Source organism: Pseudoalteromonas denitrificans DSM 6059 (assembly GCF_900112265.1).
GTDB classification, from domain to species: Bacteria; Pseudomonadota; Gammaproteobacteria; order Enterobacterales; family Alteromonadaceae; genus Pseudoalteromonas; species Pseudoalteromonas denitrificans.
This window is the reverse complement of record NZ_FOLO01000016.1, coordinates 1-15242: the sequence shown is the minus strand read 5'-3', so window position 1 is coordinate 15242 and position 15242 is coordinate 1. Positions and strand designations below refer to the sequence as shown.

Annotated in this window: 15 protein-coding genes; 4 read left to right on the top strand and 11 right to left on the bottom strand. The window is 34.2% G+C overall.

Translation table 11 applies throughout. The annotated features are described in order from the left end of the window. Positions 1-11: 11 nt before the first annotated feature. Positions 12-2495 (bottom strand): intermembrane phospholipid transport protein YdbH family protein, encoded by a 2484-nt coding sequence (locus tag BM088_RS11645; RefSeq protein WP_091983886.1) that lies wholly within the window; start codon positions 2493-2495, stop codon positions 12-14. Positions 2496-2544: 49 nt separating this feature from the next. After that, positions 2545-3432, bottom strand: coding sequence for an EamA family transporter (locus tag BM088_RS11640; protein ID WP_091983884.1), 888 nt, complete (start codon positions 3430-3432; stop codon positions 2545-2547). 91 nt (positions 3433-3523) lie between these two features. Between BM088_RS11640 and BM088_RS11635 the strand changes: the two genes are divergently transcribed. Continuing rightward, on the top strand, positions 3524-4948 hold the full coding sequence (locus tag BM088_RS11635) for an aminotransferase-like domain-containing protein (RefSeq protein WP_091983882.1): 1425 nt from the start codon (positions 3524-3526) through the stop codon (positions 4946-4948). Between the two features lie 136 nt (positions 4949-5084). Here the strand turns inward: BM088_RS11635 and BM088_RS11630 are convergent, their stop codons facing one another. The 7 genes from BM088_RS11630 to BM088_RS11600 form a co-directional block, all read right to left on the bottom strand. After that, the gene (locus BM088_RS11630; protein ID WP_091984014.1) at positions 5085-5822 is read right to left on the bottom strand and encodes a glutamine amidotransferase-related protein; all 738 of its coding nucleotides are present in this window, start codon (positions 5820-5822) and stop codon (positions 5085-5087) included. Between the two features lie 7 nt (positions 5823-5829). Beyond that, entirely contained in the window at positions 5830-6999 is a 1170-nt protein-coding gene (locus BM088_RS11625) for an iron-containing alcohol dehydrogenase (RefSeq protein WP_091983879.1), read from the bottom strand. 16 nt (positions 7000-7015) lie between these two features. Further along, positions 7016-8425, bottom strand: a complete 1410-nt coding sequence (locus BM088_RS11620) for an aldehyde dehydrogenase family protein (protein ID WP_091983877.1) — start codon at positions 8423-8425, stop codon at positions 7016-7018. Between the two features lie 9 nt (positions 8426-8434). Beyond that, a complete protein-coding gene (locus tag BM088_RS11615; protein ID WP_091983876.1) occupies positions 8435-9805 on the bottom strand; it encodes a glutamine synthetase family protein in 1371 nt (456 codons plus the stop codon). A gap of 36 nt (positions 9806-9841) precedes the next feature. After that, positions 9842-10537 carry a transposase gene (locus BM088_RS11610; protein ID WP_091983874.1) on the bottom strand — a complete coding sequence of 232 codons (696 nt, stop codon included), beginning with the start codon at positions 10535-10537 and terminating at the stop codon, positions 9842-9844. A gap of 68 nt (positions 10538-10605) precedes the next feature. Next, positions 10606-11121: an SRPBCC family protein gene (locus BM088_RS11605; protein WP_091983872.1), complete on the bottom strand. Its 516-nt coding sequence runs from the start codon at positions 11119-11121 to the stop codon at positions 10606-10608. A 326-nt stretch (positions 11122-11447) separates the two neighbouring features. Then, positions 11448-11636 (bottom strand): SRPBCC family protein, encoded by a 189-nt coding sequence (locus BM088_RS11600; protein ID WP_091983870.1) that lies wholly within the window; start codon positions 11634-11636, stop codon positions 11448-11450. A gap of 179 nt (positions 11637-11815) precedes the next feature. On the opposite strand from BM088_RS11600, the gene BM088_RS11595 reads away from it, so the two are divergent. Continuing rightward, the gene (locus BM088_RS11595; RefSeq protein WP_091983868.1) at positions 11816-12706 is read left to right on the top strand and encodes a LysR family transcriptional regulator; all 891 of its coding nucleotides are present in this window, start codon (positions 11816-11818) and stop codon (positions 12704-12706) included. 62 nt (positions 12707-12768) lie between these two features. Continuing rightward, positions 12769-13314 (top strand): DsrE family protein, encoded by a 546-nt coding sequence (locus tag BM088_RS11590; protein ID WP_091983866.1) that lies wholly within the window; start codon positions 12769-12771, stop codon positions 13312-13314. Here the strand turns inward: BM088_RS11590 and BM088_RS11585 are convergent. Further along, the gene (locus BM088_RS11585) at positions 13311-14327 is read right to left on the bottom strand and encodes a hypothetical protein (protein WP_091983864.1); all 1017 of its coding nucleotides are present in this window, start codon (positions 14325-14327) and stop codon (positions 13311-13313) included. The genes BM088_RS11590 and BM088_RS11585 overlap by 4 nt on opposite strands. A gap of 182 nt (positions 14328-14509) precedes the next feature. Here BM088_RS11585 and BM088_RS11580 point away from each other — a divergent pair, with 182 nt between their 5' ends. After that, positions 14510-14725, top strand: coding sequence for a hypothetical protein (locus BM088_RS11580; RefSeq protein ID WP_091983863.1), 216 nt, complete (start codon positions 14510-14512; stop codon positions 14723-14725). Positions 14726-14930: 205 nt separating this feature from the next. Here the strand turns inward: BM088_RS11580 and BM088_RS11575 are convergent. Beyond that, the coding region (locus tag BM088_RS11575; RefSeq protein WP_177208024.1) for an IS66 family transposase at positions 14931-15242 on the bottom strand (312 nt) is incomplete at its 5' end.

The following is a 15242-nucleotide window of genomic DNA, read 5'->3' as shown; positions in this document are numbered from 1 at the left end:
ATAATTGGTCCTTAATTTTGTTGTAATTTTTGAATAATGTCACTTTCGACATTATCAGCGATCCTTAAAGATTTTATTAAACCTAATAAATCATAATTAAGATTCAAATTTAAATTTACATCATTATCTAAATCTGGGTTTCGGCCTTTAATCGCAGTATCAAGTAACATTCTGCCATCTTCATACATATAAACCGACGCGCTTAATTTATGATAATGTAAGTTTTGTAAAGCATCAAATGCCAATGCCAGCTCAGTGCTACTTTGTTTTAAAGACGTTACAGCGGGATTATCTTTTAACTGAATGACCCCATTACTCACATTATATAATTTACCATTTACAATAGTGGCATTATTATTATTATTGATATAAAAAGGAAACTCTCCTGATACTTTACCTGTAACTAAAACCCCCTGCTGTTTCTCAAGTTCGACTAGTTTATTTAAATCAATACCAATTAAGTTAATATTCATTGCTTTTTTAGAGTCAATTGGCCATTGAAATGCTGGAATATGAAAGCTTCCCCCAAACATATCCCCTTTAAAATCCACTAAACTAAAATGCCATGTTTCATTTGAAAACGCCACAATGCTTTTAGCAATTAAATTTGTAATTGGCGTTCCTACATCTAGGCTAGCAAGTGATAATGCACTGTAATTATCACTTGTTTTTATATTTCCTTGTTCAAATATAAATTTTTGCTGCCAATTAAAACCTTCAAACCAAGTATCATTTATTTCACCTATTACATCTGATATTTTCACCGATAAATTGAATTGATTGGCATCTATACTTTGCCAATTTTTTACCTGGCCTTTTAAGTGATAATCTAATGAACCATTAATAACGCTAATCGGTAATGTTTTTTGAATATTTAAACCTAATAGGGCATTTAAACTTAAATTATCAGCTAAAATTTCAATGTGAGGCTCAGAAACATTACCTGATAAATCAAATTCAGCTAAAGGAATATCATCTAACATTAACTGACCGTTAATTTTAATATCATTTAATGAACCATTAATTTGAGATGCCATCTGAATAGATTTTGTTTTAACAATATTTTTTACAATTCCTTTATCCATTTTCGTTTTTAATTTTACAGCTAGTTTTACATCTTTATTTTTATCTACAACAATATTTCCTTGCCAGTCAAATACCATAGACCCAATATATGCCATATGAGTAGGAGTCGTACTATTGTTTTTTCCTTTAAAAGTTAAATCTGTCAATTTCACTTGAGAGTCAGGTTCAAAACGAAAGCTTAAGTTATCATTTTTAATGATTTCGCCTTTTGTTATCAGTTTAACAGGTACATTTGTAACATCTTTAAAAACCCGAACGTGTGCATTTAAATCAAATTGTGCCTGCGCATTTTTAATATCAAAGCGCGTAAATAAACTATTGAAATGTAACAAAATAGGCTGTTTTTCATCAAGGTTATTAATAGCTAATTTGGTGAGTGAAATTTTTTGCTTTGAGAAATTGACCTTCAACTTTCCTGAGGGTTGCAATCGCATATTTTTATTGACATTGTCATTCAAGAGCGCAATAACTCTTGGATCTATTCCCTTATTTTTAAAAAACCTTACAAGTGCAGCATGACTGTATTGGGCAGCTAGCTGACTTCCCTTTTCAAGTAAAACATCGATTATGTTTTCATCAATTAAAGCTGAGTAAGTTAAATCGTGCTCAAGTTTAAAAGGACCACTGTTATAAATGCCCTTAGAACTTATAAGGTGAATTTTTTCAGTTTGTTTTATTATGTTTAATTGATTAGGCTCCCATTCAAATTCTGAGCTGATTTTCCCCTTAATATCAACCTTTTCTTTGATTTCACTTGGTAGTTTAAATAATTCATCATCTAAAAAGTCAAGCATTGGCGTAAGGTTTAGCGTAAACTTTCCAGCCAATTTCTTATCGATTACGTTAAGGTTAACTAATGCAATTTCGGTATTAGTAACATCATAAAACTGTAAAGTATATACATTACGTTTTACTGAAAACTCGCCTTTATATATTTTTCCTGAGTTAAACCCCTGATAGGTAAATTGATCAATTTTTATGGGGATAGGTAGCGACAAAGCGGTTATTTTACGCAACATTTGATGAATATCTTGTAACCTAAACGAAGTTTGATTACTGCTTTTTTTTGAAATAAGTGAATCCTTTGACTCAAACTTCAATTTATTCAGTGAGATCTCATCTAATGAAAAACCTGAATAATAAGACCAGTTAACCTGTGCATTTGTAATATCAACATTTACAAGTGGGTGATCTAAGCAAAGTTTATCAAACGTTAAGTCTAAATTTGATGTAAATCTCGTATCAATGCACGTAATACTCATATCAAATTTAGCCAAATAAGCTTTAGAAAAATGTACCAAAAATGCATTTCGATAAAAATATAAAGTACTCGTTATTAATGAAAAAATAACTAACACTAAACAACTTAGTTTTAACAAACGCATATAAAGCTTCACCCAAGGTTCCATGTATTATTCAACTCCTGAGCATTCTTCGGCTGAGATAATACTTTAAAGTTCAATTATAACTTAACTTATGTTTTATTTTCTGCATAAATCCTTCTGACAATCCTATCCCAATACCCGATAAAATCATTAAACAAGACACTAGTTTTATAATGTCTATTTGTTCATTATAAAATATCACCGAACCCAACAAACCGAAAATCGGCACTAATAAAGTGAGTGGAGCCATCGTACTCATAGGATATTGTGCTACCAACTTATTCCAACTCCAATACCCTAATAAAGTAACTGGATATGCTTGAAATAAAACAGAAAAAACACCTAAGTAATTAATATTATGTGCCAAAGCTTCAAAACCAGATGTACCATTTAGTACAAAAGATAAACTAAACAATGGAATTGGTGCAAAAATACATGACCAAACGACAAAAGCAAACATATTATTAATTGTTACTTTCTTAATAATTAAACTAATAATACTTAAACTTATCGCCGCAAAACACGCAAACAATATACCAATGAAAGTGACTGAACCATCTTCAATGGTAAAAATAAGCCCTAATCCTAGTATTGATGTTAAAAGCCCTATTTTACGAACCAAGCTCAATCTTTCTCTTAAAAATACCACTCCTAATATTACACCAATGAATGCACTCGATTGTAATATTAAGCTCGACATACCCGCTGAAATCCCCAAATGGATTGATAACGTCAACATTCCCCATACACCTACACCAAATGTCAGTCCATACATGGCTAAAACACGAGTCGCAACCTGTGGTTTCTTAATAAAAAAAACGGCAGGAAATGCCGCAAAACTAAATCTTAGGCCTGTGAGTATAAGAGGATCCATCTCACCGACACCCAGCTTAATAATTGAAAAATTAAAACCCCACATGCAAGCCACACAAATTGCTATCAATAAATGAACCTTCTTCATACTAACCCCTTATTACAAATTCAGATTGACTAGTATGAATAAATGACAAACAATAAACAGATTCAATTTTTCATATTTTTTAGAGTACAATTTGACGGCAAAATACATTGCACTTTCACATATCGTTATATCTAAAATTGAACAAAAGCAGTTAATGCTAGGCCAACGTATGCCTGCGATCAGGCGTTTTTCTGCAATACATGAAGTAAGTATTACAACAGCATTAAATTGTTATCAAAATTTACAAGCGCTAGGTTGGCTTCAGGCAAAACCACAATCAGGCTACTTTGTAACACAGCCCTTTGGCAAACAAGCCAAACCTCAGTTTCCTCAATTTAAAACTAAAATAACTAGTCCCAAAAGCTTTGGCCAAATAAGCGGCGCTATAAACAGCCCATTTTATATTTCATTAATTGCACCTGAACTGATCCCATTTGATGCCATTAACCGCTGTATACGCATCGGAAACACCCGAAACCAACACCAGTTACATCTATACCCTGAATATCAAGGGCAACAAAACCTACGAAAAACACTGGCACAACACTTTAGCAGCCAATATTTTCCAATTGACATGAATAAACTCATTATCACAAATGGTTGTATTGATGCCGTTAAAACCGCCATACAAGTCACCACAAAACCAGGTGATGCGATAGCAATCTCATCTCCGTGTTTTAATGGTTTAATTGAATTACTAGAAAATTTAGACAGAAAAGTAATTGAAATCCCTTGCTATGACTCACAACTTGATTTAGCTCAGTTAAAACAACATATTAAAGATGAAGAAATTAGCGCCTGCTTATTTAGTAGCAATCATATAAATCCACAGGGCATATGCTTTAGTGCTAAACAAAAACAACAATTAGCTGAGCTTGCAGCACAATACAAAATCCCTATCATAGAAGATGATATTTATTTAGAGCTCAGCCATAACAATGCAAATCCATTACCAATAAAACATTGGGACAAAGCTGGTTGGGTACTATGGTGCAGTTCATTTTCTAAAACAGTATCACCGAGTTACCGACTTGGTTGGTGTGAGCCGGGTCGTTATTTTGAGCAATATTTAAATGACAGGAGCGTGCAAAACTTTGGCATCAATCTAATAGTACAAAATACTTTTTGTGAATTTATTTATTCAGGACAATATCTAAAACATTTAAAAAAGCTAAAGTTAAAACTGAATCAAAATGTGCGAGATTACCATAAACTTCTGATAGCGCATTTACCAAAACAGGCCCGAATTAGCACACCAAACGGCGGATTAGTACTTTGGGTGCAAATACCCAATTTAAATAGTAAAAAATTGCTTAAACTCGCTATTAAAGAAAACATCTACTTTAGAGCAGGTTTTGAGTTTAGCACCTTAGATTTATATCAAGACTGTTTTCGTATCAATATAGGTTGGTCTATTAATGACAACAATGATGTCAATAACACTGAGGCAGTAAACAGATATGAACAACTCATAAAATTATGTGGTTTAATTAAAAAGCAAATTGGTTTTAATTAATATGCTTTTATAAAAATAAAATCTTTTAATTTCTGGAGTTTCATTTATAAGATAAAATCATTAATAAACCATTTTGGACTATATCATTGAAATAAGAAGGCAAGCGTTAGTTTTACTTTTATTTTGTAAATATTACTTACAAGGTTTGAGGTCTTAATTTTGTATTTTCTTCACAAAAACACAAAAGCCATAGCATCACCTCTAAGTCATTTGGAATAAGGTTTAAAGATATATGCCCTTTTTCTAAAACAGGTTTAGGGATCTTATCTTTTCGGGTAATCATTAATGCTTTAGAATATTCACGGCTAAACTCTGGATGACCTTGAATGCCTAAAAAATGGTTATCAACTTGGATCATGCCATAGGGGCAAAACTCACTTGATAATAAAACCTGTGTTCTATTAGGTAATTGAACGACCTGATCTTGATGACTTACGACTAAATTGATTGAGTTTAAACTTGGTTTCATCCAATGTTTTTGTTTTTCAACATTTGAGCTTATTACACCGACTCCCCAACCCTTATCTGATTTTTTAACTAATCCTCCTAAAGCGTGAGCAATTAATTGATGGCCAAAGCAAATACCAACAAATGGCTTTTTAACGATATAAAGGGTTTTAATAAATGAGAGTAAATGCATGATCCACGCTTTATTTTCATAAACACTATATTTGCTGCCTGTACTCATGTAAGCATCACATTCATTTATATCAACTGGGTATTGCCCACTTTTAACATCATAAAAAGATAACTTAAGCTTTTTAATTTCAGTATTAGCTTTAATGATCGTTTTAATAAACATATTTTGGTAATCACCAAACTCATGTTGCAAGTGCGTTTGCACATGGTCGCATATTAATATCCCAAGTTTCATAACCGCCCTATATATTACCATTTAGCGCATTTATAAAAATATCTGTATATTGTTTTTCACTAAACTGAATAGGGTTACCACCAGCACAAGGGTCGTTAAACGCCATAATACCTATTCGAGTTGCATCACATTCATTAATGCCTATTTCTTTTAAAGTATGCGCAATATTAAGCTGCTCACGAAAACCTATCACCCAAGTTAAAAAACCATCAAAACAGGCATCTTTAAGTGCTAGATACCGAGATAAACGCCTGATGTTATCTTCAATTTCAATACGGTTTGCCTTAATAACATAAGGCATTAAAATCGCATTTAATAAACCATGATGCGTATTATAAAGGGCGCCTAATGAATGGGCCAATGCATGCATAGCACCTAATCCGCGTTGAAATGCCGTCGCCCCCATAGTTGATGCAACCATAATATGTGCTCTTGCTTCTAGGTCTTGTCCATCACGTACTGCCCGCAATAAATAATTTTTAATCAAGCGAATAGCTTCTAATGCGATGCCTTGCGCCATGGGGTGGTACCCAGGCGCACAATATGCTTCTAAGGCATGAGAAAGTGCATCCATTCCAGTAGCAGCCGTTAATTTTGGCGGTAAATCTAACGTTAACTCTGGATCTAAAATAACAATGGAGGGCATCATTTTGGGATGAAAAATTAATCGTTTTACCTGAGCGTCAACATCCGTGATCACAGCAGCGCGACCGACTTCAGAACCTGTGCCTGATGTAGTCGGTACAGCAATAACAGATGCCATTGTTTCAGTTTTAACACGTGTCCAGCTATCATCTTTATCTTCAAAGTCCCATAAAGGTAGAATTTGCCCTACCATTAAAGCAACCGATTTTGCAGCATCTAGCGCAGAGCCTCCTCCAAATGCAATTACACCATCATGCTCACCTTTTTTAAATGCAATAACACCATCGAGTATATTTTGCTTAGTAGGATTGCTGACAATATCGTGAAATATCTCACACTTTATTCCATGATCACGACAATTACATATAACTTGTGACACCATAGGCAACTTTGCCAACATAGGATCTGTGATCAATAAAGGGTTTGTCATACCTAAATCTTTACAATGCTCAGGTAATTCTATAATTCGGCCAATACCTTGACGAATATTGGTAGGATAATGCCAGTTGGCCGTAAAGTGATCATAATTCATATTTCACCCTCGATTTTTATTCAATTTTAGTTTTTAAATGAAATGATTTTGCACGGGTTAAAGCGTCATAACCTAAGCTTGATAAAGTACAACCTCGTCCAGAATTTTTAACCCCAGTCCAGGCCAATGCGGGGTCTAAATAATCACATCGATTAATAAAAAAAGTGCCTGTTTCAAGTTCATTACCTATTTCAATTGCTTTATTTATATTTTTAGTAAATACACATGCCGTTAAACCAAATTCAGAGTCATTCATTAACGCTATCGCTTGGCGATCATTTTTAACTTTCATTATACCGACGACGGGACCAAAACTTTCTTGTGTCATAATGTCCATAGAATGATCAACATTGGTTAATATTTGTGGTGCTAAATAAGCCGAACCGATTTTGTTTTGTGGAAAATGTTTTGGATCTATATGTGTTATTGCACCAGCCAAAACGGCTTGATTGATTTGTTCCCGGATAAAGTCTGCTACTTTTGCATTTACCATAGGCCCAAGCGTGGTATCTACATCAAGGGGTGATCCCAATTTATATAGATTAACTAAGGATATCGCTTGATTTAAAAATTCATCAAAAATTGCTTCAGCCACATATATTCGCTCTATACCACAACAAGATTGTCCTGAATTAAAAAAAGCACCATCAATACACGTTTCTACAGCGTGTTTAATATCGGCATCTGCACGTACATAAGCAGGGTCTTTACCCCCTAATTCCAGACCTAAGCCAATAAAGCGACCATTACAGGCTTTTTCGATTGCTTTTCCTCCTAAAACTGACCCTGTAAATGCGACATGATTAATATATGGCTGCTTTATTAATAGCTCTGTATTTTCATGATTCAAATGTAAATATTGAAAAACTCCTTTTGGTAAATTAACTTGCTCAAATGCTTTTTCCAGTTGCTCTGCGCATAAAGGGGTTTGTGCCGAGTGCTTTAAAATAACGCTATTTCCCGCCATAATTGCTGGGATGATGCTGTTTATTGCTGTTAAATATGGGTAATTCCAAGGAGAAATAACAAATACAATACCTAAAGGTTCTTTTTTTATATAACGGCTAAAACCTTCTTTTTTATCAAGTTCAATTGTTTTCAAACTTTTTTCAGCAATATTGATCATATAACGTGCACGTTCGGCTACCCCTGATACCTCACCTAAGCTATATTTTATTGGCCGCCCCATCATATGAGTCAGCTGTAATGCAATTTCATCACTATTTTCAATAAATGCATTAACCATATTTAAACAAATCTTCTTTCGCTCATTCAGACTCGTTTTTTGCCAAAGCGTTTGTGCTGTTTTTGCGAGCTTTAGCGTTTGATTTATATTTTGAGCATTGGCTAATACCCGCTCAGCATAAATTGAATCATCAATGGGAGAACGTGTTATTTGTATATTATTATCAATTTCATGTGCCATATTGAGCCCTTAAATAATTTCAAAATAGCGTTGCAACTCCCAATCTGAAATATGTTTTCTGTATTCTTGCTCTTCCCATATTCTTGAAGCCGAAAAATGTGTAACAAACGCCTCACCAAATAATTTTTTTGCAGCATGTGATTGCTTTAATTTATTTGCAGCTTCTAACAAACTTTTAGGCAAAACGAATGCCTCACTGTGCGTTTGTTCATAAGCATTTCCTTGTACTTGAACTCCTGGCTCTAATTTTTCTTTTATACCTAATAAACCAGATCCTAAAGCAGCAGCCAAAGCAATATAAGGGTTGGCATCGGCGGCACCTAAACGATATTCAATGCGTTGAGATTTTTCTGTTCCGGGTATTAGCCTTAATGCAGTCGTACGGTTTTCAACGCCCCAAGTTGCATCCAAAGGGGCCCATAAACCAGGCACCATTCGGCTATAACTATTAATTGTAGGAGCGATCATAGATAAAAATTCAGGCATATATTTTTGTTGTCCAGCCAAAAAATGTCTTTGAATATCACTCATATTAAATTTTTTTGTTTCATCATAAAAAACAGGATCACCCTTTATATTTTTTAAAGAAATATGAATATGACCACTTTGCCCTGGTAACTTATTTGACCACTTGGCCATAAAGGTTGCCATCAAATCATTTTTTTGAGCCCATACTTTGATAAAGGTTTTAAATAATGCGGCCTTATCTGCTGCATTTTGCGCTATATCATGATTAATAGCGGCTTCTAAAACGCCAGGGCCTGTTTCTGCGTGTAAGCCTTCAATCTCAAAGTCCATAACTTGGCTTAATTGTAAAATTTGTTGATACACATCTGCATGAGTGCTATTTCGTAGCATTGAATAACCAAAATTCCCCGGTGTCATAGGTATTAGATTTTGATAGTTTTTTGCCCTTACTGAATTAGGTGTTTCATTAAACATGAAAAACTCATATTCAAATGCAGCATTAGCTGTAAAACCCATATCGGCAGCCTGAGAAATAATACGATTAAGTATATTCCGAGGACATATTTCAGCTGCACAGCCAGTAAACTGAACAATAAATAAGAGCATGTTCTCTTCAAGCGGAATTTCACGACATGAATTTGGAATAATCTCAACCTGAGCATCAGGATAACCTGTATGCCAACCCGTATAGGAAGCATTATCATAAAGTTGATCATTTACATCCCAGCCTAATACCACATCGCAAAAAGCAAACCCATTATCAAGAGATGAAAAAAATTTTTCTTTACTCATGTATTTACCACGCATCACACCATCTATATCAAACAATCCCACTTTTACATGGCTTAACCCTCGCTGCTCAACAATTTTTTTAGCATCGATTATTGTCTGCACCTTTCTAGGCTCTAACATAGCAATCCTCATAAAAAGGGGTCGGAGTTAATAAAGTCATTTGTTGACCTCATTTACAGGTCGACCTTGTTTAAGCTGACCTAATTTCACAGCCAATGTTTGCTCTAATTGTGCTTTAAACTGCTTATCACCAAATGGGAAGTTATGTATTAGACACTCTCTAATATTTTGTATGTGTTCTACAGAAATAGCCTGGCTAAAAAGAATGCGGTAGTTTTCTAAGCGACTTTGAGTTGAGTGTCCTAGTTTTAAATATTCATCATGAGGTGTAATGCATCTTATGATTTTTCCAACACCATTATGTTGGTAGCTAGACCAAGTATAATCGCTTGGAACATCAACTATTCCGGCTCTGACAGGATTGAGTTCAATATAACGTTGGCAAATTAAAAAATAACGTTCACTATCAATAAGGCTTGCTTTGTGCCGTCCCTCCCATAATGTACCTGTCCGGTTGTAAATCCCATTTATGTATCTTACGTATTTACGACCCACACTTTGCATCACCTTTGAAATACCTTGATGATCATTTGGTGTCATTAATAAATGTACATGATTGGTCATTAACACAAAGGCATGAAGTTTGACATTATTGTCAATGAGGGCTTCTGATAGTGCTTTTATATAAAAACCATAATCATCATCACAAAAAAAACAAGCTTGTTTATTATTACCTCGCTGAACGATATGGCTTGGGATCCCTGATGCATAAAACCTTATTTTCCTTGGCATGATAAACCCAGATCATTGCAAACTTATAATGAGTATAGTTAAGTAAGCATGATCTGAAAGGTGAAAAACTAGATTATTAACTCCGACCCCTTTTTAGTGAGGTAAGGTCTGACAAGTTTGCCTGTTTCAACTCTGTTTTTTAATGCATTCAGTGCATCTGGTAAAGATGACTCTAATTTTTTACGCATTATTAGGCTATGCATCACTTTACCAAATAAGCCATATCTGATGTCATAACTGAGCACAACTTCAAGCTCTGTCGAGCCATTTTCTAGTGCCGTTAGCCACCAGCAGCTAAATGATTTATTAAGTGGGCCTAATGGTGTGACATCGTACACAAAACCTGTACCTTCAACCCATTGAGTGACGTATTCATCTATCGTACCAAAACCATCAAGTTTACAATGACGCGCAGCACCCATTCCTGATTCTTTACTCCCTATACTGTGAGATTCTGTGACGCCTGGCGCCCAAGTATAAACATTGCCAAAATCCTCCATTACTTGCCAAACTTTTTGCTTAGGTGCGTTTATGACTACTTTTGATTTTACGTTGTATTTTCCGGGTAATTTTGGTGCTTTCATTATGTTCTCCAAGTATTAATCTGTTAATTTTGAGATATTGAATACGTAATAAATCAAACAGAGGTTTGTTTAGCTTTAAACATCTTTTTGATATCTTGTAAGCCAGCTGAAATTTGTCTATTAAATTCTTTTTGTAACATTTTTTTCATTACAAACCCCATAACTCCTTTAGGTTGATATGTGATCTCAACTGATATTTTTGATTGATTTGAATCACCACTTACTCATCACCTAGCAATACCATTTTTTATTGGTTCAGCAGTTTTAGTGACGATACCAGTAAATTCTTCCTCCTCTTTCTACTGAGTTACTTCTTCATCAAGGTATTACTCCATGCTCATCACTGGCGGTAAATCACAATACCCAGTAGTACCAACATCAGTTTCAACTTCATTCATTAAATGCGAATTTGTAATGCCCTTAGAATATTTATGTGCATTACCAAAATCAGCAAGAACATTCCATGCATCTTGCTTAGACGCATTTAAAGATATTATTTGATTAACGGTTTCCATTTTTATCCTTTGTAAAAACACTATAAATTGACATTTGAATTCATCTTAAGAAAACTTTGTTATTTTGATAACTGGCAATAATTGCGTATTGGTGGTGCATAAATTATCCTCCTAATTATAAAGACCAACAGATAAACTCATTTTTTGTATTAAAGTTCACACAAATATAGGGAATACTCTTGAATTGGGATGACTTAAAATTTTTTTTAATGGTATGTCGGGTGGGCTCTATTCGTGCAGCAGCCGTTAACTTAAAAGTAAACCACGCAACTGTCTCAAGAAGAATTAAAAGCTTTGAAGCAAGCTTAGGGCAAAGGCTATTTGAGCGAACGCCACAAGGTTATATAAAAACACCTATTGGTGAAGAAATATATGAAGAAGCATCACATCTAGAGGAAAGACTCAATTGTGTAGAGCGTCGTGTTATTGGTAAAGATAATACCCTTTTTGGTGAAATAAGAGTGACCTTGCCAGATATATTTGCACAAAAACTTTTGATGCCGTTTTTTGGCGAATTCTGTCAACTTTATCCAGAAATAGAGCTAGAAATATTTGATTCAACAAAAGTTTTTAATCTGGCAAATAGAGAAGCTGATATTGCTTTTAGATTATGTCATGAACCACCAGAGTATTTAATAGGCCGTAAACTCGCAGTGATCCATCGAGCATGTTACATGGCAAAAAAATCACTCCCAAAGCTTGAAGATGAAAACTGGCTAGCACAACAAAATTGGATAGGTTGGACTGATAAATTCAGAAGGCCCGTCGGTAAACTAGCCAGAGAATACCCAAAGTTTAGATCTAAACACAAAATAGTGAGTGCAGCATTACAAGCTCAAGCATGTATTAATGAAATGGGCATTTCAATTCTACCCTGTTTTATAGCTGATATTGACCCCGAACTCGTGAGGGTTCCCCCATATACTTCTGAGGGGAAATATGATTTATGGGTGCTTAACCACCCAGACCTTCGTAATAATGCAAAAATACAAACTTTTGTACGTTTTATGACACAAAAAATACAACAAAGCCGTGCTTTAATTGAAGGTGAAACCCCTTCATTACCTTAAGCTATTTAAAAATAAATGCGATTGTGTTTCAATAACTCAAGTACCCTTTAAAGGAATTAAAAATGACAAAAAATATAAATAAATTATTCACTTTAATTGCTTTTTGTATATCGTTTTCAAGCTTCTCCTCTCCAACTTCATTTAAGGATGGTCCTTTAATCAAAGGCTTTGGAAAACATGCACCTGTTAAACAACAACTAATATTAAATACACAAGATACTTTTAAAGTTGTTTTTGATGTCAGTGAACAAGGTTCAACCGACACTCTTAATCGTAGATTTGATAGCTTAGCGCGTTTTTTAAATATGCATGTTGCAAATGGTTTTGCACCTAAAAATATTCAATTAGCATTAGTTGTTCACGGAAAAGCGGGATATGACTTGCTTAATAATCAAAGTTACCAAGCAAGATTTTCAAAAAACAATCCAAATAAACAACTTTTACAGCAATTGCTACACAACAAAGTGCGTATATATTTATGTGGTCAATCAGCTCGTTATTTTGAAATTAACAACGCACAATTGCATACAGGCGTTAAAATGGCGCTTTCAGCGATGACGGCCCATGTAGTATTAAATAATGAAGGTTATAGTCAAAACCCTTTTTAAAGCGGTAAAATCCCCTCTAATGGTGAAAATTTAATAAGTTCTTGTTTTATCTTTTCTGACAAAGCACCGCTATTGAGCTTAGGTACTCGTGTTTTGTCTGTTTCATAATTATGCTTTTCAAAGTGAGTTAAAAAAGTATTATTTTTATTATTTTTTTGTCGTGTAGCAACAGAAAATTCCGAAATTGCAATTACATTATTATCACGACTAAATCTCGCAAAGCTCCTATAAATAAAGTTTTCATCAAGATGTTTATCACTTAAAGCAATAAAATAATCCATCAAACTAAAATAAAGAGAGCTCAAAGAAAGTGAATTTAATAACAAGGTGATTGTCGTATTTTCAAGTTCAGGCAAGCTTGTTTTAGCTTGGGGCTCTAGAGTCAAATCTACTAACCAAAGCCGGTTACTTCTTTGTTCTAGAGCATATAATTTTAATATTGCATGATCATAACTTATTTTAGCCAATGCCATTTTGACTCGTTTTTTTAATTGACTGAAAACACGCAACTCATTTATTTTTTCTCTTTGTAATAAATCTGAATTATTTGATATGAGTGGCAAGTCATGATGCGTATTAAAAGGGGTAGAAGTTGCACCTTGATGATTCACCCTAAATAACTCTCTGACCTCATGTTCTCGCGCTTTTTTTAATGCTAAAAATACCGTTTGAATTATTTCAGACGTTGGTAAACTCGGTTCAACTCGCCATTTCCTGCCATAAGTTAGTTTTTGATTTTCTTGATTATAGTCATAATTGTCTGGCCCAATGATCCCTATTTGAATATAAATTCCGCCTTTATCTTCATCAACAAAAATAGGGTACCTATCCCAATACTGAATATCGAGTACAATTTTTTCTACAGAGCTTAATGTATGCTGATATAACAAGTAATGCTGTGGTATACAACCAGTGCCATTTTCTAATACTACTTGAGGAGCATTTTCAATCGGGGTTTCACCCTGATGCAAATTTTTAATTAATGTGCTCAAATTTAATGCTTTTTGATCCATGATAATTCCAATTCATCGTTTCTGACTGGCAATGTAATCATTTAAACTGGTTTAAGTAAGTCGCAAAAAATGCATCTGGGAGATACAAATATGCACCACTCAAAATAAGGCTCGTTAACTGTTCAAATTTATGATAAAAATTAGTAAGATATAAGAAAATTAAATAATAAAAGGATTTTTATATGAGCATTAATGCCACTTTACTCGGAGAGTTTATTGTTATATCACTTTTGATAATAACATCGCTTAGCTATTATCTTGGTAAACGAAAAACACATACACCTTTCATAACCTGCATGATTGGTTTGTTTTTATCAGTTATTCCTCCTTTAGGCTTGATTTATCTTGCATTTTTAGCATTTAAAAACGACTTACCAAAAGAAGATACTCTAAAATAATTGTAGATAAATTTAAGTTTTAAACAGCAGCACAATGACGTTCTAATAATTTTACGATTGTGCTCTGTATTCTTACTTAAATATAACAAATCATATTATGAAATTTACAAGCCTGCTCATTTATATTTCGATAGCCATGAATTTGATCACCATCAAATTTAAGTATTTCACCTGTATTTAATAGTAAACGACTGGGCAAATACACCTAGCCCAGTTTTACATTCCAGGGCAGAATGGCATCCAAGTTTTCAGGAGCATGGATAAGATGCTCAAGGCAATGACTGATGTAGTCATATGGCACCAATCCGTTTGCTTTGGCTGTTTGGACTATGCTGTAAAGTACCGCACTGGCTTGTGCACCATTGCGTGTATTACTGAACATCCAATTCTTTCTCCCGATAACAAATGGTTTAACCGCACGTTCGGCACGATTGTTATCAATATCCAGGTGACCGTTTTCAACATAGCGGATCAGTTTTTCCCATTGATTCAAGGCATAATGGATTGGCTTGCCGAC